Genomic DNA, 20,050 nt, shown 5'->3' on the forward strand with positions numbered 1-20,050 from the left:
TCGCGATGCCGCGCCGGTCAGGGTGCCGCGGCGACGGGCACGACGAGCTCGACCGGATCGCGCGCGGGCAGCGACACCCGCACCGGCGCCGACTCGAAATCGCCTGCGCCGCGCGCGGCATCGCCGCTGCGCGAGACGCGTGCGACCAGTTCCACGGTGTCGAGCCCCGACAGCGGCTGGGTCGGCATGGGGCTGTCGCCATCCCCGAGCACGATGTCGAGCGGCAACGCTGAGACAGGATGGCGCTGCACCGCGACCGGCATCGGCGGACCGCCGGGCTGGCGGGCGATGACGAACACCGTCGCATCGCCGGGTAGCGAGGCGCCGGCGGGCTCGAGCCGCACGCGGACGCGCAACGCATGCACGCCCGGCGCGGGTGCGGTCGTCGCCGATGCATCGTCCGCAGGCAGGCCGGCGGCAGTGCGCGCAGCAGCGATCTGGGTGCGCAGCGCGTCCGCCGCGGCACCGTCGAGCAGCGTCAGCAGCGGCGTCCAGGTCACGACGGCGCCGGCATCGTCGCCGGCCTGGCGCTGGGCGATGCCCAGATACCAGCGCGCGTGCTGATGATCCGGATTGCGTGCGAGCACGTCGCGCAGCGTCTGCACCGCAGCCGCATCGAAGCGGCGGTCCGGCGCGGCGCGAGCGCTGGCCTGCGCGGCTTCCACCTGTATTGCGTCGTCCTCGGGCAGCAGCTTCGCCGCGCGCGCAAGGGCATCGCGGGCATCGTCGAAACGCGCCAGCTCCGCATACGCGCGGCCCAGCAGCAGCCAGCCCTCGGGCTGCCGCGGATCCCGCTGCAGGTCGGCCTCCAGACGCACGATCGCATCGTCGAGCGAATCGGGCGCTGTGCGTTCGGCGGGATCGAGCGCCTGCGGCGTGCCGACCAGGCCGTACAGGCCGGCGACGAGCACGGGCACGAGCAGGGTCACCGCGATCGCGACCCGCGCGGCGCCGCGGCGCAGTCCCCAGGTCAGCGCGACGACGGTCATCAGCGTCAACATGATCGCGAGCACGACGAAGAGCGACATCACCAGGTCTCCGTGTCGTCGGGCGGCAGCGGTGCGGTGTGGCGACGGGCCGCGACGGCCCGCCAGATCACCACGCCGCCCGCGCCCAGCAGCAGCAGCGGGCCGAACCACAGCAGCCACGTCGCCGGGCCGACCTGCGGACGATACAGCACGAACTCGCCATATCGCGCGACCAGATGCGACTTGATCGCGGGGTCATCCAGGCCTTCGCGCATCAGGGTCAGCACTTCGCGGCGCAGGTCATGCGCGATCTGCGCATTGGAATCGGCCAGCGACTGGTTCTGGCACATCACGCAGCGCAGCTCGGCGACGAGACTGTGGAAGCGGCGTTCTTCGGCGGTGTCCTCGAAACGCAACGGCGCGGCATCGACGGCGACCTGTGCGTACGCGGCCTGCGGCCACGCCACGCACAGCAGCAACGCACACAGCAGGGCGCGGATCATCGCGCCTCCATGCGTGCGACGACCGGCAGGAGCTGGTCGTGGATGGTCGCGTCGGTCATCGGGCCGACGTGCTTCCAGAGGATCGTGCCGTCGCGATCGACGAGGAAGGTTTCCGGCGCGCCGTAGATGCCCCATTCGATCGCGGCCTTGCCGTCGTAGTCGGTGAGCACGAGGTCGTAGGGATTGCCGAACTGCGCCAGCCAGCGCGTCGCGTCTTCCGGTTCGTCCTTCCAGTTGAAGCCGATCACGCGCACGCGGCCGGTCTTCGCGAAGGCACTGACCACGGCGTGTTCTTCGCGACATCCGGGGCACCAGCTGCCCCAGACGTTGAGCAGGTACGGCGCGCCGCGCAGGTCGTCCTGCGTCACCCGTTGCGCGGGTGCGCCGAGCACCGGCAACTCGAATGCGGGCGCGGGCTTGCCGATCAGCGGTGAGGGCAGGGCATCGCGATCGGGATTGCGGCTCAGCCAGACGCCCGCAGCCAGCAGCGCGAGAACCACCCCGAACACGGCCAGCGGCAGCCAGCGGGCGCGCAAGGCGCTCACGCGGCCTTCTCGCGACGCGGACGTCGGAAGCGACGATCCGCCGCGGTCACGAAACCGCCCAGCGCCATCAGGAACGCGCCCGCCCAGACCCAGCGCACGAACGGTTTGACGTGCACGCGCAGCGCCCAGGCGCCGCCGCCCAGTGGCTCGCCGAGTGCGACGTAGACATCGCGCGACACGCCGGGACGGATCGCGGTTTCGGTCATCACCTGGCCGCCGCTTGCGTAGGTGCGCTTCTCGGGATGCAGCGTGGTCACCAGCCGGTCGTCGCGCAGCATGCGCACGGTGCCGCGGTCGGATTCGTAGTTCGGACCAACGTGATGCACAACGCTGTCGAGCACGAACGCGTCGCGTCCGATCTCCAGCGACTGGCCCGGCAGCAGCGCAACTTCGCGCTGGACATTGAGGCCCTCCACCAGCAACGCGCCGACCAGGAATACCGAGATGCCGAGGTGTCCGAGCACCATGCCGGTCATCTCCGCGCCCATGCGCCCGCTTGGCGCGCGCAGGCGGGTCCACACGAATCGCGCCGTGCCGCCGGCCACCCACACCGCACCGGCCACGCCCATCGCGACTTTCCACGGGCCCTGCGGCGCGGTGAAGAATGCGAGCGTCGCCGCGATCAGCGCGAGTGCCGCCCACGGCAGCAGCATGCGCAGCGGGCGCGACATGTCCTCGTTCTGCCAGCGGGTCAGCGGACCGAACGGCAACAGCAGCACCAGCGGCGCCATCAGCAGCAGGAACAGCAGGCCGAAGTACGGCGGGCCGACCGAGATCTTGCCGAGGTTCAGCGCGTCGGCCAGCAGCGGATACAGCGTGCCCAGCAGCACCATCGCGCAGGCCGCGACCAGCAGCAGATTGTTCGCCAGCAGCAGGGTTTCGCGCGAGGTCGCCGCGAACGGTTTGCCGTCGCGGCCATCGGGCGCACGCAGTGCGTACAGCAGCAGCGAACCGCCGACGACGAGGCCGAGGAACACCAGGATGAAGAGCCCGCGCGTGGGATCGGCGGCGAAGCTGTGCACGCTGGTCAGCACGCCCGAGCGCACGAGGAATGCGCCCAGCAGCGACAGCGAAAACGTCGCGATCGCCAGCAGCAGCGTCCAGCCGTGGAAACTGCCGCGCTTCTCGGTCACCGCTTGCGAGTGGATCAGCGCCGCGCCGGCGAGCCACGGCATGAAGCTCGCGTTCTCGACCGGATCCCAGAACCACCAGCCGCCCCAGCCGAGTTCGTAATAGGCCCACCAAGAACCCAAAGCGATGCCGATCGTCAGGAACGCCCACGAGACGTTGGTCCACGGCCGTGTCCAGCGCAGCCAGTGCGCATCCACCTTGCCGTCTAGCAGGGCGGCGATCGCGAACGCGAAGGGCACCATGAAACCCGAGTAGCCGATGTAGAGCATCGGCGGGTGCACGATCATCCCCGGATCCTGCAGCAGCGGGTTCAGATCGCGGCCTTCGAGCGGCATCGGCAGGATGCGTTCGAACGGGTTGCTGGTGAAGATCAGGAAGGCCAGAAAGCCCAGGCAAACCAGGCCCATGATCGCGAGCACGCGCGCCAGCACCACGTCCGGCAGCGAGCGCGAGAACCACGCGACCGCCGCGTTCCAGCACGCCAGCACGAATACCCACAGCAGCAGCGAGCCTTCGTGGCCGCCCCAGACCGCGGTGAAGCGGTAGACCATCGGCAGCAGCGAGTTGGAGTTCTCGGCGACGTAGCGCACCGAGAAATCCTGTTGCACGAACGCGGCCGTCAGGATGGCCCACGCGATGAGGGTCAACGCCCACTGCACATACGCGGCGGGCCGTGCGGTCGCCATCCACGGCACGAGGCCGCGCTGCGCGCCGAGCAGGGGCAGGACCGTCTGCAGGGTCGCGGCGACCAGCGCCAGCAACAGCGCGATCTGGCCGAGCTCAGGCAGCATCGACGACTCCGGGATTCGCACCACGCACCGCTTCGATCACTGCGCGGCGTCCGTCGTGTCGGCGGGTGTCACCACGCCGTGCCGGTCGTGCGCCAGCCCCATCTTGTCGGCGACTTCCTTGGGCACGTAGGTCTCGTCGTGACGTGCGAGCACCTGTTCGGCCACGAACGTGTCGCCGTCCATGCGCCCGGTGGCGATCACCGCTTGGTGTTCGCGGAACAGGTCGGGCAGCAGACCGGTGTAGCGCACCGGCAGTTCGGCATCGCCGTCGGTGACCCGGAAGCGCGCTTCCATGGACCCTTCGGCGCGCGAGAACGAGTCGCCGGCCACCATGCCGCCCAACCGGAACCGCGCTTCGCCCGACGACACCGCGGCGCCGGCGATGCCGCCCAGCACTTCGTGCGGCGTGTAGAGATAGGACACGTTGCGCTGCAGGGCGAACGCGATCAGCGTCATCGACAACGCACTGGCCGCGACGATCGCGACCAAGAACAGCAGGCGGCGGCGACGGACCGGATTCATCGGCTCAGCTCCGCGGTGTCATCCGCGACCACGGTCGTTGCCGCAGCGCGGCGCGACGCGACCAGACGCACGGCGCGCAGCAACTGCGCGGTGCGGATGCGCGGCGCGACGAAATCCCAGGCCAGCACGGCGGCGAACACCGCATAGGCGGCGACGACGTATTCGATGTAGGTCATGCGCGATCTCCGGTCGGTACGGCCAGCGCCCGCACCCAGTCCTTGCCGGCTTCGCGGCGCAGGTTGTCTGCCCGCGCGCGCGCCAGCAGCGAGCCGACGAACCAGAATTTGGTGCCGACCACCATCCACAACAGCGGCCACAGCATGCTGCCGTCGATGCTCGACTCGCCGAACACGCGGATCGTCTGGCCCTGGTGCAGCGAATCCCACCACACCACCGAATAGCGGATCACCGGCAGCAGCACTACCCCGACGATCGCCAGCAGTCCGGCCGCGCGCGCGGCGGTGCGGCGGTCTTCGATCGCGCCGTAGAGCCCGATCACACCCAGATACAGGAACAGCAGGATCAGTTCGGTGGTCAGGCGCGGGTCCCAGTCCCACCAGGTGCCCCACATCGGCCGGCCCCAGATCGAGCCGGTGGCGAGGGTGATCACGGTGAACGCGGCGCCGATCGGTGCGCAGGCCATCGCGAGGATTTCGCAGAGCTTGATCCGCCAGACGAGCGCGATCGCGGCGTATATCGCCATGGCCGCGAAGACGGCCAGGCTCATCCATGCGCTCGGCACATGGATGTAGAGGATGCGGAAGCTGTCGCCCTGCTGGTAGTCGGCCGGCACCACGTACAGCGCGCCGTACAGGCCGACGGCCATCGTCAGCAGCCCCAGGCCGAAGCCCCACGGCGCCCAGCGCCGCGCGAAGCGATCGAAGGTGGGCGGTGAACCGAGTTGGTGGAACCAGCGGAGGACAGGATTCATTCGGCGAGGCGTGCGGGCGTGGCGGGCTTGCGGTCTCGGCGCGTGCATGACGGGCATGCGGTCGCGGGCGTGGCGCGGCGTTGCGGGACGGATTGCACGTCGGCGACGGGGCCCTCCAGACCCGTCGCGGGGCCGGTCAATTGAGTGCGATGCGGATGGCGGTCGCCGCAGCGACGGGTGCCAGCACGAGCGCGGCGGCAAGGCCCGCGGCGAGTAGCAACAGCCCGCCCGACGGATCATGCCCCTGCGCCGCGATCGCGACGCTGCCGGCACCGAACACCAGCACCGGAACGTACAGGGGCAGGGCAAGCAGTGCCAGCAGGATACCGGAACGGCGCATGCCGATGGTCAGCGCGGCGACCACGGCGCCGAGCAGGCTCAACAGCGGCGTACCCAGCGCAAGGCCGGCCAGCAGCACGGGCAGCTGCGCACGTGGCAGGCCCAGCAGTTCGGCCAGCAGCGGCGTCGCGGCCAGCAGCGGCAGCGTCGTCGTCGCCCAGTGCACCGCGGTGCGCACCAGCACCAGCCAGGCCAGCGGCACGGGGCTGAGCATCCATTGTTCGAGCGAGCCGTCCTCGGCGTCGCCGCGGAACAGCGTGTCGAGGGCGAGCAGGCCCGCGAGCACCGCTGCGACCCACAGCACGCCGGGCGCGACGGCGCGCAGCGTCGCGGGCTCGTTGCCCAGCGCCAGTGCGAACAGCACCACGACCAGCAACGCGAACAGCGCCGGCTGCAAGGCATCGCCGCGCCGCCGCCACAGCAGGCGCAGGTCGCGGGCGATCAGCGCGGCCGCGCTGCCGGGCAGGGTGGGTGTCGCGCTCATGCAGTGGCGTCCAGCAGCAGTTCACGGGTGCGCACCGGCGGCGCGGCGTAGGCGCCATGCGTGGTCACCAGCGCTGCGCCGCCGTCTTCGAGCTGCGCGCGGACCATCCGGTTGACCAGTTCGATGCCCTGCAGGTCGAGGTTGGCGTAGGGCTCGTCGAGCAACCACAGAGGCGCCGGCGACATCCACAACCGGGCCAGCGACAACCGCTTTTTCTGCCCCGCGGACATCTGCCGGACCAGCAGGTGTGCATGCGTGGCGAGCCCGACCAGTGCGAGCGCGCGTTCGGCGCTCTGGCTGTCCCGGCAGCCCTGCAGTCGGGCGAGGAAATCGAGGTTCTCGACCGCGTCGAGATCGGCCTTCAGCCCGGGCAGATGCCCGAGATACGCCATTGCGCCGGCGCGCATCGCGCGCGCAACCGGCGCGCCGCCGACTTCGACCGTGCCGCCATCGGCCTCCAGCAGGCCGGCCAGCACGCGCAGCAGCGTGGTCTTGCCGGCGCCGTTGCCGCCCTGCACGAGCAGCGCTTCGCCGGTGGCCACGTCGAAATCGAGCGGTCCGAACACCGGCCGCTCGTCGCGCAGGAAGCACAGGCCGCGGGCGGCGAGCAGTGGGGGAACGACGGTGGACTCGGACATGCGGCGGCGGTGGGCCCGTATCGACGCGGCCCGGACGACCGCGCGGCCATCCTATCCGCAGCGGACGGGTTTGGGTCAGCGCAGCCAGTCGACGTGCTGGTCGCCTTCCAGACCGGCGGGCCGGTGGGCGTACATGCGCAGGCGCACCGCGGTTTCGCGCGGCCACCACAAGGTGCCGAGCTGGCCGTAGCGCTGGGCGAGCGCATCGAACTCGGCCACGTCCATGCCGAACACGATCCAGCTTGGCTCGCGCCAGCTGCGGTCGGTGGCGCTGGCGAACGCGGGCATGTGCGCCAGGCCGAGTGCGGACAGTTCCGCATCGAGGGCCTTGTCCGAGCGCCGGTTCTCGGTCGGCGGGCGGGCGATCGACATCGGATTCCAGGCCGAGACGAGCCCGTAGCCGGCGGTGTCGGGATAGCGCAGATCCAGGCCGGGCGTCGGCAGGCCGATGACGATGTCGTGCCAGTCGTCGCGGTACTGCCAGCGATAGCGCGCATCGAGATAGGCGTGCAACAGCGCGACCAGGCGCGTGTCGTCGATGGGATGCTGGTTGTTCATGGCGGCGGTTTATCCCCGTGGTCCGCGTCCGTACACTCGTGGCCCCTCAGACCCCCCAACGGCATGCAGGCGATGATCCGGACCAAACTCCCCAGGGTCGGCACCACGATCTTCACCGTCATGTCGCAGCTGGCGGCCGAACACGGCGCCGTCAATCTCGGACAGGGGTTTCCCGATTTCGACGTGCCGCAACGCTTGGTCGACGCACTCGCCGCGGCCATGCGCGCCGGCCACAACCAGTATGCCCCGATGACGGGGATTCCGGCGCTGCGCCAGGCGATCGCGGAGAAGACCGAACGCGTGTACGGGCATCTGCCCGATGCGGACGCGGAGATCACCGTTACCAGCGGCGCCACCGAAGCGGTGTTCAACGCGATCCACGCGGTGGTGCGTGCAGGCGAGGAGGTCATCGTCCTAGATCCCGCCTACGACTGTTATGCACCGGCGATCGAACTGGCTGGTGCCGTGGCCGTGCACGTGCCGCTGGATCCGGCGACGTTCGCGCCCGACTGGCAGCGCGTGCGCGATGCGATCACGCCGAAGACGCGGATGCTGATCGTCAACAGTCCCCACAACCCGTCCGGCGCGATGCTGGGCGCGGGCGACATGCAGACGCTGACCGAACTGCTGCGCGATACCGGCATCTATCTGCTGTCCGACGAGGTCTACGAGCACATCGTCTTCGATGGCGCGCGCCACGAGTCCGCGCTGCGCTGGCCCGAGCTGCGCGAACGCGCATTCGTCGTGTCGAGCTTCGGCAAGACCTATCACTGCACGGGCTGGAAGCTCGGCTACTGCATCGCGCCGCCGGCGTTGAGTGCCGAGTTCCGCAAGGTGCACCAGTACACCGTGTTCTGCACGTTCGCGCCGGCGCAGCATGCCTTCGCGGAGATGCTGCGCGAAGAACCGGAACACTACGAGCAGCTCGGGGCGTTCTACCAGGCCAAGCGCGACGCCTTCGCCGCCCAGCTCGCCACGACGCGCCTGCGCTGCCTGCCCGTCCCGGGCGGCTACTTCCAGCTCGTCGACTACTCGGCCGTCAGTGATCTCGACGACGTCGCGTTCTGCCGCTGGCTGACCGTCGACAAGGGGGTCACGGCGATTCCGCTGTCGCCCTTCTACGCTGCGCCGCCGCCGGGCCAGCGGCTGGCGCGACTGTGCTTTGCGAAGAACGACGCCACCCTGGATGCGGCGATCTCGCGCCTGCGGACGCTCTGAAGGCGCGCTGCGACGATCGGTCGCGGCGGACCTTCAGCCCGCCGCCGCTAGACTTGTCGCCTGCGCCGCGTGCGCCACGCATTCTTCCTGCGGTTGTGTCCATGTCCGTCCGATCCGCCGCCATCGCGTTGTCCCTTCTGCTGCTCGCGGCCTGCAGCGCGCCGCCGGCCGGCCCGTATACGGGCACCGATCTGACCGGTGTGTCGTACGGGCGCAGCCTGGATCTGGAGGACACCCAGGGCCGGCCGCGCGGCCTCGGCGATTTCCGCGGACGCTACGTGCTGTTGTCGTTCGGCTATACGCACTGTCCCGAGGTCTGCCCGACCAGCCTTCTGAAAGCCGCGCAGATCCGCCGCGCACTCGGCGCGGACGGCGAGCGGCTGCAGATCGTGTTCGTGACCGTGGATCCCAAGCGTGACACCGGCGAGATCCTCGAGCAGTACGTCGGCGCGTTCGGCGGCGACATCATGGCGCTGCGCGGCGACGCCATGCAGACGCGACTCGCCGCGCAGTCGTTCCGCGTGACCTATCGCGAGGTGCCGACGAGCTCGTCGTACGCGATGGACCACACGATGGTGAACTACCTCATCGATCCCGACGGGCGTTTGCGGCTCGCGTTCCAGTACGATCAGCCCGCCGATGCGATGGTCGACGACATCCGACTGGCGATGACGCCTGCGCACGCCGCGGGCTGACGAGCCAGTCAGCGTTTTCCGACTTGCGGTTCATCTCCCGCGCAGCGTAGCCTCGGCCCCGGGGTGGGAAGGGACTGGAGAAGCAGGGATGACGATTCGCGTGTTCATGGTCGATGACCATGCACTCGTCCGCACCGGCATGCGCATGATCCTCGCCGGGGAAGCGGACATCGAAGTGGTGGGAGAAGCCGACAGCGGCGAGGAAGCCCTGCCGATGATCCGCAGGCTGAAGCCCGACATCGTGCTGTGCGATCTGCACCTGCCCGGTGTCAGCGGGCTCGAAGTCACCGAACGCGTGGTGCGCGGACAGCCGGACACGCGCGTGATCGTGGTGTCGATCCTCGAAGACGGGCCGATGCCGCGACGGATGATCGAAGCCGGTGCGTCCGGCTACGTGGGCAAGGGCGGCAATGCCGCGGAACTCGTACGTGCGGTGCGGGATGTCGCGCGTGGACGTCGTTATCTCGCGAGCAACATCGCGCAGAATCTCGCGTTGTCGGGCATCGGCGGCAACGAGACGCCGTTCGATGCGCTGTCGCCGCGCGAGATGGAAGTGGCGATGCTGCTCCTGCAGGGCCTGCGCCAGGAAGACATCGCGCGTCGCCTGAGTCTCAGCGCCAAGACCGTCAACACGCACAAGTCGCGCCTGTTCGAGAAGCTGCAGATCCAGGATTCGATCGCGCTGGCGCGTCTCGCGAGCCAGTACCGCGTCGCGCCGGTCGAACTGGCGATCTAGCGCCGTCCCGCGCCGTCGCGACTACGCGACGCAGGCGGACACCGCCGCGGCAGCGACACCATTCGCGCAAACAAAAACCCCGGCCGAAGCCGGGGTTTTTGTTGGGATTGCCTGTACCCGACGCGATCAGGCGTCGGTCGGACGCGACCGCAGGCGCGGATCGTTGCGGTAGTCCGATTCGGGCGCATCGTCGTCGTCGATGTCCGACATCTCCGACGCCGTCTCCATCACGGCCTCGGCGCGCACGGCCATGTCGTCTTCCGTGGTCTCGACCGATGTATCGCGGTCCGGGGCGGACTCGAACGACGGACCCGTGTCCACGGGCGATGCCGCGATCGATGCGGGTGCATCGAACAGGCCGTGGTTCACCGGCGCCCGCGGCGCAGCCGGCGTCTCGTCGATCTGCACCGGCGCGGTGCCGGTGTCTGCGTCGGCATCGATCGACGCCACCGCTTCCGGCGTCGAGGTCGCGGCGGATGCAGCCGCACCGGTCACGGGTGCAGGAGCGAGCGTGCGTGCCGTTTCGGCCTGTTCGACCGTGCGGGCCACATCATCCGCTGCGACTTCGGCAGGCGCACTGTCCTGGACCGGCATCACGACCGGCGCTGCCGGCGACGCGACGGCGGACGACGGGGCCTGGGCATCGGCTACGGACGGCGCGGGTGCCGCCGGCGTCTTCCAGGCCTCGGGTTCGACTGCCGCCGGCGCCGGAATCCCGGCGTCGGCCGGCTGCGCGGATGCAGGCGTCCCGACCGCAGGCGTCGCCGCCTCGGTCGCAGGCGATACCGCGCTCGCGGCGACGGCCGCTGCGGCGACCGCCGGATGCGCATCCGACCGGGCCGGCGTGTGCGATTCGTGCGTCGGCTGCGCCGCGGGCGCGGGCAGGTCGTCGAAGTCGAACTCCGGCTGGCCATGACCGGTCGCGGCGACCGCATCGTCCTCGCCCGCATCGTCGCCATCGAGCGACGTCTCGTCGCCGGCAGCACCGTCACCGGCCTTGCCGCGACGACGACGACGGCCACCCCGACGACCGCGACGGCGACGGCCGTTGCTGCCATCGTCGTCACCGTTCTCACCAGTGCCGTCGGTGTCGGACGTGCCGGTATCGCGGGTGTCTTCGGCGTCCGCGTCGGAGGTCACCGCTGCAGCGTCGTGGCGCGGGGCCGCAGACGTGGCGGCGGCGGGTGCGCTGTCGATCGCGGCGGCCGGCGCGGCCTGCTCGATGTCCGGCTGGACGGGGCGGGGCGCATCGATCGATGCCGCCGCGACCGGTGCGGCGACGGCCATGGCCGCCTGGGTCTCGGTTGCCTCGCCTTCGGTCTTCTGGCGCGGACCCCGCTGCTTCTGGCGCTGGCGACGTTCCTGCTGCCGCTCCTTGCGCGCGCCCGCATCGGCGACCGACGCAGGGTCGCGGCGTGCTTCGCGTGGCGAGTCATCGCGGGCCGGCTGCGCAGTCGCTGCCGGCTTTGTCTCGTGTGCGACCGGTGACGGGTTCGATCCGCCCTGGCTCTGACGGCCACCGCGACGGTCGCGGCGCTGGCCGCCGTTGCGGCCGCCACGCTCGCTGCGATCGCCGCGGTTCTCGCCGCGCGGCGCACCGTCGGCACGCGGCGCACGCTCGCCGTGGGCCGGCGCAGCGGGCTTCGCGGGTTCGGGCGTGGCGAACAGGGACTTCAGCCACCCCATGACGCCGCCGGTGGCGACCGGCGCGGTCGGCGCGGGTCGCGGCGCCGGCGTCGACACGGGCGCCGGTGCCGGTGCGGGCGGCGCGACCTCGGGCTTCGGCTCGCGGACCGGCGCCGGCTGCGTCGGACGCACGTTGGTGACGGCGGGCGGCGGCACGTTGAGGTTGTTCTTGCTCAGCGCGATCGTCGCGACGCGACGCGGTGTGCCGCGCTGGTAGCTCGGCCGCGCGGTTTCCTCACCCAGCTCGTTCTCGCGGATGCGCGAGACCTCGTAGTGCGGCGTGTGCAGCTGCTCGTCGGCGACGATGATGATCGGCGCGTCGTGGCGCTTCTCGATTTCCTCGAGCGCGCTGCGCTTCTCGTTGAGCAGGTAGTTCGCGATCTCGACCGGGGCCTGCACCAGCACCTGCCCGGTGTTGTCCTTCATCGCGTGCTCTTCGGCGACGCGGATAATCGACAGCGACAGCGACTCGATGCTGCGCATGCGGCCGTGGCCTTCGCAGCGCGGGCAGACGATCTGGCTCGACTCGCCCAGCGACGCGCGCAGGCGCTGACGGCTCATCTCCAGCAGGCCGAACTTGGAGATCTTGTTCTGCTGCACGCGGGCGCGGTCGTACTTGAGCGCGTTCTGCAGCTTGTTCTCGACGTCGCGCTGGTGCTTGTTCGACGACATGTCGATGAAGTCGATCACCACCAGGCCGCCGAGATCGCGCAGTCGCAGCTGGCGGGCCACTTCCTCGGCCGCCTCCAGGTTGGTGTTGAACGCCGTCTCCTCGATGTCGCCGCCCTTGGTGGCGCGCGCGGAGTTCACGTCGATCGCGGTCAGGGCTTCGGTCTGGTCGATGACCAGCGCGCCGCCGGACGGCAGGCGCACGGTGCGCTCGTAGGCGCTCTCGATCTGTGACTCGATCTGGTAGCGGTTGAACAGCGGCACGTCGTCGGTGTAGTGCTTGAGCTTGCGCAGGTTGTGCGGCATCACCTGCTCGACGAACTCCTTCGCCTCGGCGTACATCTCGGGCGTATCGACGAGGATTTCGGTGATGTCGGCGCGCATGTAGTCGCGCAGCGCCCGGGTGATCAGGCGCGATTCCTGGTAGATCAGGAACGGCGAGGGCTTGCTCAGCGCGGCTTCGGCGATCGCGCGCCAGATGCTCAGCAGGTAGTCGAGATCCCACTGCAGCTCTTCGGCGTCACGGCCGACGCCGGCGGTGCGGATGATCACGCCCATCTCGTCGGGGATGTCGAGCGCGTCCATCGCCTTCTTGAGCTCAGCGCGGTCCTCGCCCTCGATCCGGCGCGACACGCCGCCGGCGGTTGGCGAATTGGGCATCAGCACCATGTAGCGGCCGGCCAGCGAGATGAACGTGGTCAGGGCGGCGCCCTTGTTGCCGCGCTCTTCCTTGTCGACCTGGACGACGACTTCCTGGCCTTCGCGCAGGAGTTCCTTGATCGAGCCCTTGTTCGGGTCCGCGCCGGACTGGAAGTAGTCGCGGGAGACTTCCTTCAGCGGCAGGAAGCCGTGGCGGGCGGCGCCGTACTCGACGAACGCGGCCTCGAGGGAGGGCTCGATGCGGGTGATCCGGCCCTTGTAGATGTTGGACTTCTTCTGTTCCCTGGACGGCTGTTCGATGTCGATGTCGTACAGGGACTGGCCATCAACGATGGCGACGCGCAGTTCTTCTGCCTGCGTCGCGTTGATCAGCATGCGCTTCATGGTTGCGTTTCCTTGCGCGCTCTCACGCGCGGAACGCCGGGGCGTTTCGCCTGGATGAAGCCTGAAGCCGCCGCGCACGCGCAGCGACGAACCGGATTGTCCAGCGCTACGACACCACGGCGGGCCGCGGGAGCGCTCTTCGATTGTCTGGGTAGTGCAGGCCGCGGACCGCTTGCGACCGGGTTTGGGCGGTCGCGAACGTCACGCGGGACGTGTTCAGCGCCGATGCCAGGCATCGGGCGATGGCCGGTACTGCCGTGCAGCCGCTAACATGGCCGCCCCTGGGGCGGTGGCCGCGCACTGTCCGGAAGCCTTTGCAAGGCGGGCTTTTGGCCCGTGTTCTTCCAAAGAAATCAGCACCTTAGATCGCGGCCCGAGTGTACCAGATAAACAGGCGACGATGACTGACAACAGCCCCGGCTCCGCCGGCGGCGGTGGCGTGCGACTGGTCCGGGTTCCGGACGATCGCGACGGCCAGCGCCTCGACAACTTCCTGCTCGGCCACCTCAAGGGCGCGCCGCGATCGATCATCTACAAGATCGTGCGCAGCGGCCAGGTCCGTGTGAATGGCGGCCGCGCCAAGCCCGAGCGCAAGCTCGATGTCGGTGACGAGGTACGGATTCCGCCCGTCCGGCTGGAGACGCCGGGCGAGGCGGGCACGCCGTCGAAGGGCCTGCTGGCAGCCATGGACGCCAGCATCGTGTTCGAGGACGCGAGGCTGCTTGCGATCAGCAAGCCCAGCGGTGTCGCCAGCCATGGCGGCAGCGGGATCAGCTTCGGCGTCATCGAGACCCTGCGCGCGCTGCGGCCGAACCAGCCGCTGGAACTCGTCCACCGGCTCGACCGCGACACGTCGGGTCTGATGGTGCTGGCCAAGAAGCGCTCGGCGCTGACCCAGCTCCAGGCACTGCTGCGCGAGGACCACGGCGCCGGTATCCGCAAGCGCTACCTCACGCTGCTGGCCGGGCGCATGCCCGACGGCACCATGAGCGTGGACGCGCCGCTGCACGTCGGCCTGCGCCAGGGCGGCGAGCGGCACGTGCAGGTCAATCCGCACGGCAAGGTCTCGCTGAGCCACTTCGGCGTGCTGGAGCGTCGCGGCGGACAGTCTTACTGCGAAGTCCGGATCGAAACCGGCCGGACCCACCAGATCCGCGTCCACGCCCAGCACATCGGCCATCCCGTCGCCGGCGACGACAAATACGGCGATGTCGAGGTGAACAAGCGCCTGCGCGAGCAGATCGGACTCAAGCGCCTGTTCCTGCACGCCGCGTCGCTGGAATTCACCCTCGACGACGGCGAGGCCTACGTCCTCAACGCGCCGCTGGCCGACGACCTGCGCGAGGCGCTCGACCGGCTGCGCTGAAGCGCGCGGCCTGCGCAGGTTCTACCCGACGAGACGGTCGGCCTTGGCCGCGCAGATGAAGTCGTTCTCGCTCAGGCCGCCGACGTCGTGGGTGGAATAGCGCACCACGGCGCGGTCGTAATGCACGCCCAGGTCGGGGTGGTGGTCCTCGCGGTGGGCGACGAACGCCAGCGCGTTCACGAACGCCATCGTGCGGTGGTAATCGTCGAAGCGGAAGGTGCGGGTCAGTGCCTGGCCGTCTTCGGCCAGCGTCCAGCCGGGCACCTGCGGCAGCAGTTCGCGTACGCGTGCTTCGGGCAGGCGGTGCGCGTCGCCGCGGCGCGGAATGCAGTGGGCATCGCTGAGGGAAACGAGGTCGGACACGTGGAAATCTCCTGTCGAGGGCCGTTCATGCGGCAGACGGCGACCGGCGCGTGGACCGGCGTTGGCCCGCTAGAATACGCCGCATGATCAACATCTCCGAAACCGCGCAGACGCATTTCCGCAAGCTGATCGAGCGCGAGACGTTGCCGGGCCTGGGTGTGCGCCTGTCGGCCGTGCATGCAGGCACCGCGCGTGCGGACGTGCGCCTGGAGTTCGCCGGCACCGACGATCTGCAGGGCGACGAGTGGGCGATCGATTGCGAAGGCTTCACGCTGTGGCTCGATGCGCCGAGCGTGCCCTACCTCGACGGCGCGGAAATCGACTACGAGAGCCGCGCGACCGGCGGCCAGTTGCAGATCCGCGCGCCCAAGATCAAGGGCGAGGCGCCACCGGACGCCGCGTCGCTGGTCGAGCGCGTGCGCTGGGTGGTGGAGCAGGAGATCAATCCGCAGCTCGCCCAGCATCGCGGCCATGTCAGCGTGCAGGAAGTGACCGCCGAAGGCGTCGTCGTGCTGCGCTTTGGCGGCGGCTGCCACGGCTGCGGCCTGGTCGACGTCACTCTGAAGCAGGGCATCGAGAAAACGCTGATGGAGAAGGCACCGGGCGTGACTGCGGTTCGCGACGCGACCGACCACGACACCGGCGACGCGCCGTACATGCCGCGCGACGCGGCCTGATTTCCCCGGCACCGGCGTCCGTTCCCGGATGTTCACTGCGGCCGACCTGATCGACGCCCTGCGCCGCCGGCGGCGTCGTTCGATCCGGCCCGAAGACGCACCCGACGGGCTGCCTGCAGGCTGGGCACGCTGGTTCGAGACGATGCGGGCTCGGGTGGGCGCGGTGACCGGCGCGACCGCCGACGCGATCGTCGCGGTGCTCGTCGCCCGGCCAGCGCCACCGCGGCGCAAGGGGCGCGTGCCGAAGAACGCGCTGGCCGCCTGGCTGAGTCTGATGCATCCGCGCTGGGAGCCCGAGTCCGAGGACCATCGGGGGCCGAAGCGTGTGTCGTGGGCGCTTGCGCTGTTGGTGCAGGTGCTCTGGGTGAGCGGTCTGCTGTTGCTGACGCAGGCGCATTTCGCAGTGCCGGCGCCGGCTGCGCAGGGCGAACAGCAGGTGGTGCAGGCCGTCTTCATCGGCGACGGCACGCCCGAGGATGCGGCTGCGGGCGACGAAGGCGAACCGGTCCCCGTGACGGTGGTGCGACTGCCACCAGCGCCTACGTCGAATCCGGCGCCGTCGGCGCCGCAGCCGGCCCCTGCCGCACCGCAGGATACGTCGGCCCCGCAGGACGCCGTGGTCGCGGCCGAACCCGTGGCGCCGACGGAGCAGGTCCTGCAGGTCACCCAGACACCGGTACCGGACATCGACTTCACCCTCCCGCCGCCGCGCCCGGGCGCCGCGCCCGAGGTCGCCGTGCGCGACCGGCAGGTGCCGGAGGCGCAACTGCAGGCTGTCGAGGTGCCGGCGCTGCGCACCCCGGCGCCGCTGGCCGACGTCACCGCGCAGCAGCGCCAGGTCGAGATCGAAGTGCGCGATCGCAGCGTGCCGCAGCCGACCGAAACCCTGCGGCTGCCGACGCGCGATGCGCCGTCGGTCGTGGTCGATGCGCCCGAGATTCCGGTACGGCCGGTCGCCGACATCGTGGCGCGCGAACGCGCGGTGCCGCTGCGGGAAGCGCCCGCGCCGACCGCCGCCGCCCAGTCGCCTGCGTCGGCGCCTGTCGCCTCCGCACCGTCGCCACGGCCGCCCACACCCGCGGCGCCGGGCAGCCGCACGCCCGCCCCGGGTCGCGCCGCGGGCGCCGGCACGCGGGCGGGGACGCCGCCGGGTGACGCGCCCTCGTCGCGCGTGGCCGACGACTGGGGGGACGGCGCCACCGCGCGTGACGGCGGTCAGCCCGGCAGTCCCTCGGGGCTGCTCGACGCCGACGGGCGCCCCCGTCTTGCCGGGAACGGCCGGGTGGGCGGCGGTCTGCCGCCGGGTACCGTGATGGAAGATTTCGCGCGTATCGACCGTGAAGGCACCTGGCTTAAGCGCCCGCCGACCGACTACGAACCCACGAGCTTCGACCGCTTCTGGACGCCCAGTGAAACCCTGCTGGAAGAGTGGGTGCGACGGAGCATCAAGACGGTGCTGATTCCGATCCCCGGGACCAGCAAGACCATCCAGTGCAATGTCGCCCTGCTGGCGTTCGGCGGCGGCTGCGGCATCACCGACCCGAACATGCAGGACGTGGAAACCGACGGCCGCCCGCCGCCGGATGTGCCATGGAAGCCGGAACTGCAGGAAGACCAGGACAGCCTGGGCGGCTGATTGATCTGGACGCGGCGCCGTGTGTGCTCGTGTCGTTCTGGCGTCGTCACGCCCGCGTAGGCGGGTGTCCATGGACCTTTGCCCCTGCTTTTCGCCGCCGCGTCTGCCGCGCTGCGCTCAGACACGGGCTGCTCTTCGGCCACGCCAGGCTCCGGTGCTCGGCGCGCTCTACGACGCGATTGACGTCACAAGCCGGAAGCCAGCGCCAGACGAAACAGGCAGGGCGGTAGACCAGGGCGACACCTGATCAGATCAAATCAAGGAGCGCCCCTTCGGGGCTAAGACTGGCGCGTGTCCACCGAAACGGACACGCGACCATCAGACGGCGCGAAGACAGCGCCGCCGACGCGGACTCAGCGGTCGTGCGCTCCGCGCAGATCGCGCAGCTGGCTCGGTTGCGCCGCGAAATACGCCGCGAGATCCGCGATCTGCTGATCGCTCAGGCCGGCGGCCTGCTGCGACATCAGGGCATGTTCGCGGTCGCCATCGCGGTAGGCCTGCAGCGAATGCGCGAGGTAGTCGCGGAACTGGCCGCCGATCTTGGGATAGGTCGGGTCGATCGGCGCATTGCCCGCGGCGCCATGGCAGTCGATGCAGGTCTGGCCGGTCGCCGCGCTCTTGACGTTGGCGGCCTGTTCGCCGGCCTCCACCGTCCCCGACGGCAGCCCGGCGGACGAGGTGCGTGCCGGCTGCGCCTGCGGATCGTGCGACTGGCCACCGCAGGCGGCCAGCAGGCCGGCGAGCGACAGGGCGGTCAGGAGGCGGGCCGGACGGATCATGGCGCCGCTCACGGGGTCAGCTCCGAAAGGAAGGCGGCAATGTCGGCGATGTCCTGGTCGGTGAAGCTCTGCGCCTGCGCCTGCATCGTCGGATGACGGCGGGTGCCACGCTTGTATTCGTGCAGGGCGTTGACCAGGTACTCGGGCGACTGCCCGCCGATCTTCGGCACGTGGTAGTGCGGATAGACGTTGCGGTAACCGTCCACGCCGTGACACCCCTGGCAGGTGTAGGTCAGCTGGCGACCCGTCTCCGCATTGCCGGCGAGCGGCGCGTTGGTCGGCGCTTCGGCGGCGGGTGCCGCAGGCGGTGCAGCGGCATCCTGGGCGGAGGCGCGCAGGGCGGGCAGAGCAAGAGCGAGGCAAGCGGCGAGCATCAGCAGTCGCGTCATCGGGTTATCCGCAATCCTGAATGGCTGGAAGTGCTGTCTGGGAAGCGCGATCGCGCCCGGACCGCAGACTTCACTGCATGAACCGGTGCACAACCGGGCCAGTATAGCCACGGCCGCGTCGCAAACCCAATGCACTGCAACATCCGGATGGGCAGGGGTGGATCGGATGTCACCATGACCTATGGCGCATTCAAGTACATGCGCTGGTGATATACCTTGCTACAACACCGTAGGGGTCCATCGAATCACATGTCCACACCGCATGCTTTCGCGTCCGCGGGACGCGTCCTGACTGGCGTCATTCTCGTGTCCGCCGCGCTCGGCCTGTCCGCGTGCAAGGGAGGTGGCGATGCCGAAGCCAAGCCGACCGATGCCGCGGCGGCGCCCGTGCCCGTCGAGACGGAGGCGGTCGCGCGTCGCAGCGTCGCAGCCAGCTACGTGGGCACGGCCTCGCTGGAAGTGCCGCGGGGCGCCGACGTGGTCGCCAAGACCTCGGGCATCGCGCTCGACGTGCTGGTGGAGGAGGGCGACACGGTGCGCGCCGGCCAGCCGCTGGTACGCCTGGACCCCGACCGGGCGCGCCTGGCCGTCCTGCAGAGCCGCGCGACGATGGGCAAGCTGGAGAACAGCTACCGCCGCGCCCAGCAGCTGGTGGGGCAGCAGATGATCAGCGCCAACGATCTGGACCAGATCAAGTTCGACCTCGACACCGCACGCGCTCAGCACCAGATGGCGGAACTCGAACTCTCCTACACCGCGGTGACCGCGCCGATTTCCGGGGTGATTTCGCAGCGCATGATCCGCACCGGCAATTTCGTGCAGATCAACACGCCGATCTTCAGCATCGTCGACAACGCCCGCATCGAAGCCACGCTCAACGTGCCCGAGCGCGAGCTGCGCGTGCTCAAGCGCGGCCAGCCGGTGCGTCTGCAGGTGGACGCGCTGCCGGGCGAAAGCTTCGAAGGCGTGGTCGAGCGCGTTGCGCCGATCGTCGAATCGCGCAGCGGCACGTTCCGCGTGGTCACCGCCTTCGCCGGCAACGAATCGCTGCGCGCCGGCATGTTCGGCCGCATCCACGTCGACTACGACCAGCGCGCCGACGCGCTGGTGATTCCGCGCAGCGCGCTGCTCGACGAAGGCGACGAAACCGCGGTGTACACCGTGCGGGACGGCAAGGCCGTGCGCGTGCCGGTGGAGCTGGGCTATGTCGACGGCAACCTGATCGAGGTGCGCAGTGGACTCGAGGAAGGCGACCCGGTGGTGACGGCCGGCAAGGTCGCCCTGCGCGAGGGCAGCGCGGTGCAGGTGGTGGGTGATGCCCCCGTCGCCGCGACGCCGGCCGCCGACGCCAAGAGCGACGCGCAGTAATGGCGGGCGCGCCG

Annotated in this window: 21 protein-coding genes; 7 read left to right on the top strand and 14 right to left on the bottom strand. The window is 70.0% G+C overall.

Going from position 1 to position 20,050, the window contains the following annotated elements; all coding sequences use genetic code 11:
* Window positions 1–17: 17 nt before the first annotated feature.
* From CURTO8I2_RS03165 to CURTO8I2_RS03210, 10 genes are all read right to left on the bottom strand, one after another.
* Window positions 18–1,028 (bottom strand): tetratricopeptide repeat protein, encoded by a 1,011-nt coding sequence (locus tag CURTO8I2_RS03165; protein WP_159678601.1) that lies wholly within the window; start codon window positions 1,026–1,028, stop codon window positions 18–20.
* Window positions 1,028–1,471, bottom strand: a complete 444-nt coding sequence (locus CURTO8I2_RS03170) for a cytochrome c-type biogenesis protein (protein WP_159678603.1) — start codon at window positions 1,469–1,471, stop codon at window positions 1,028–1,030. The genes CURTO8I2_RS03165 and CURTO8I2_RS03170 overlap by 1 nt, the downstream gene beginning before the upstream one ends.
* Complete coding sequence (locus CURTO8I2_RS03175) at window positions 1,468–2,016, bottom strand: DsbE family thiol:disulfide interchange protein (RefSeq protein WP_159678604.1); 549 nt, start codon at window positions 2,014–2,016, stop codon at window positions 1,468–1,470. Before CURTO8I2_RS03175 ends, CURTO8I2_RS03170 begins: the two co-directional genes overlap by 4 nt.
* On the bottom strand, window positions 2,013–3,938 hold the full coding sequence (locus tag CURTO8I2_RS03180; RefSeq protein ID WP_159678605.1) for a heme lyase CcmF/NrfE family subunit: 1,926 nt from the start codon (window positions 3,936–3,938) through the stop codon (window positions 2,013–2,015). Before CURTO8I2_RS03180 ends, CURTO8I2_RS03175 begins: the two co-directional genes overlap by 4 nt.
* Before the next feature lie 36 nt (window positions 3,939–3,974).
* Window positions 3,975–4,460, bottom strand: a complete 486-nt coding sequence (ccmE, locus tag CURTO8I2_RS03185) for a cytochrome c maturation protein CcmE (protein WP_159678606.1) — start codon at window positions 4,458–4,460, stop codon at window positions 3,975–3,977.
* Window positions 4,457–4,636, bottom strand: a complete 180-nt coding sequence (gene ccmD / locus CURTO8I2_RS03190) for a heme exporter protein CcmD (RefSeq protein WP_159678607.1) — start codon at window positions 4,634–4,636, stop codon at window positions 4,457–4,459. The genes ccmE and ccmD overlap by 4 nt, the downstream gene beginning before the upstream one ends.
* Window positions 4,633–5,391: a heme ABC transporter permease gene (locus tag CURTO8I2_RS03195; protein ID WP_159678608.1), complete on the bottom strand. Its 759-nt coding sequence runs from the start codon at window positions 5,389–5,391 to the stop codon at window positions 4,633–4,635. Before CURTO8I2_RS03195 ends, ccmD begins: the two co-directional genes overlap by 4 nt.
* 136 nt (window positions 5,392–5,527) lie before the next feature.
* Complete coding sequence (gene ccmB, locus CURTO8I2_RS03200; protein WP_159678609.1) at window positions 5,528–6,214, bottom strand: heme exporter protein CcmB; 687 nt, start codon at window positions 6,212–6,214, stop codon at window positions 5,528–5,530.
* Entirely contained in the window at window positions 6,211–6,852 is a 642-nt protein-coding gene (gene ccmA, locus CURTO8I2_RS03205) for a heme ABC exporter ATP-binding protein CcmA (protein ID WP_159678610.1), read from the bottom strand. Before ccmA ends, ccmB begins: the two co-directional genes overlap by 4 nt.
* A 75-nt stretch (window positions 6,853–6,927) precedes the next feature.
* Window positions 6,928–7,410, bottom strand: a complete 483-nt coding sequence (locus tag CURTO8I2_RS03210) for a DUF3293 domain-containing protein (RefSeq protein WP_159678611.1) — start codon at window positions 7,408–7,410, stop codon at window positions 6,928–6,930.
* Window positions 7,411–7,482: 72 nt separating this feature from the next.
* On the opposite strand from CURTO8I2_RS03210, the gene CURTO8I2_RS03215 reads away from it, so the two are divergent.
* The 3 genes from CURTO8I2_RS03215 to CURTO8I2_RS03225 all read left to right on the top strand — a co-directional run bounded on the left by CURTO8I2_RS03215 (window position 7,483) and on the right by CURTO8I2_RS03225 (window position 10,059).
* Entirely contained in the window at window positions 7,483–8,628 is a 1,146-nt protein-coding gene (locus tag CURTO8I2_RS03215; RefSeq protein WP_159678612.1) for a pyridoxal phosphate-dependent aminotransferase, read from the top strand.
* A gap of 101 nt (window positions 8,629–8,729) precedes the next feature.
* Complete coding sequence (locus CURTO8I2_RS03220; protein ID WP_159678613.1) at window positions 8,730–9,323, top strand: SCO family protein; 594 nt, start codon at window positions 8,730–8,732, stop codon at window positions 9,321–9,323.
* 88 nt (window positions 9,324–9,411) lie between these two features.
* Entirely contained in the window at window positions 9,412–10,059 is a 648-nt protein-coding gene (locus CURTO8I2_RS03225; protein WP_159678615.1) for a response regulator, read from the top strand.
* 126 nt (window positions 10,060–10,185) lie between these two features.
* Here CURTO8I2_RS03225 and CURTO8I2_RS03230 read toward each other — a convergent pair whose 3' ends face one another.
* Entirely contained in the window at window positions 10,186–13,458 is a 3,273-nt protein-coding gene (locus tag CURTO8I2_RS03230; RefSeq protein ID WP_159678617.1) for an Rne/Rng family ribonuclease, read from the bottom strand.
* Window positions 13,459–13,858: 400 nt separating this feature from the next.
* Here CURTO8I2_RS03230 and CURTO8I2_RS03235 point away from each other — a divergent pair, with 400 nt between their 5' ends.
* On the top strand, window positions 13,859–14,824 hold the full coding sequence (locus CURTO8I2_RS03235) for an RluA family pseudouridine synthase (protein WP_159678619.1): 966 nt from the start codon (window positions 13,859–13,861) through the stop codon (window positions 14,822–14,824).
* A gap of 21 nt (window positions 14,825–14,845) precedes the next feature.
* On the opposite strand, the gene CURTO8I2_RS03240 is transcribed toward CURTO8I2_RS03235, so the two are convergent.
* Window positions 14,846–15,187 (bottom strand): 4a-hydroxytetrahydrobiopterin dehydratase, encoded by a 342-nt coding sequence (locus CURTO8I2_RS03240; RefSeq protein WP_159678621.1) that lies wholly within the window; start codon window positions 15,185–15,187, stop codon window positions 14,846–14,848.
* Between the two features lie 83 nt (window positions 15,188–15,270).
* Here CURTO8I2_RS03240 and CURTO8I2_RS03245 point away from each other — a divergent pair, with 83 nt between their 5' ends.
* On the top strand, window positions 15,271–15,864 hold the full coding sequence (locus CURTO8I2_RS03245; RefSeq protein ID WP_159678623.1) for an NfuA family Fe-S biogenesis protein: 594 nt from the start codon (window positions 15,271–15,273) through the stop codon (window positions 15,862–15,864).
* Between the two features lie 28 nt (window positions 15,865–15,892).
* Window positions 15,893–17,500, top strand: coding sequence for a hypothetical protein (locus tag CURTO8I2_RS03250; protein ID WP_159678625.1), 1,608 nt, complete (start codon window positions 15,893–15,895; stop codon window positions 17,498–17,500).
* Between the two features lie 353 nt (window positions 17,501–17,853).
* Here the strand turns inward: CURTO8I2_RS03250 and CURTO8I2_RS03255 are convergent, their stop codons facing one another.
* Window positions 17,854–18,279, bottom strand: a complete 426-nt coding sequence (locus CURTO8I2_RS03255) for a cytochrome c (protein WP_159678627.1) — start codon at window positions 18,277–18,279, stop codon at window positions 17,854–17,856.
* 8 nt (window positions 18,280–18,287) lie between these two features.
* Entirely contained in the window at window positions 18,288–18,668 is a 381-nt protein-coding gene (locus CURTO8I2_RS03260) for a cytochrome c (RefSeq protein WP_201295474.1), read from the bottom strand.
* A 249-nt stretch (window positions 18,669–18,917) separates the two neighbouring features.
* Between CURTO8I2_RS03260 and CURTO8I2_RS03265 the strand changes: the two genes are divergently transcribed.
* Window positions 18,918–20,036 (top strand): efflux RND transporter periplasmic adaptor subunit, encoded by a 1,119-nt coding sequence (locus tag CURTO8I2_RS03265; protein ID WP_159678629.1) that lies wholly within the window; start codon window positions 18,918–18,920, stop codon window positions 20,034–20,036.
* Window positions 20,037–20,050: the final 14 nt, after the last annotated feature.

Origin of the sequence: Luteimonas sp. 9C (assembly GCF_902506295.1) — a bacterium.
Taxonomy (GTDB): domain Bacteria; phylum Pseudomonadota; class Gammaproteobacteria; order Xanthomonadales; family Xanthomonadaceae; genus Luteimonas.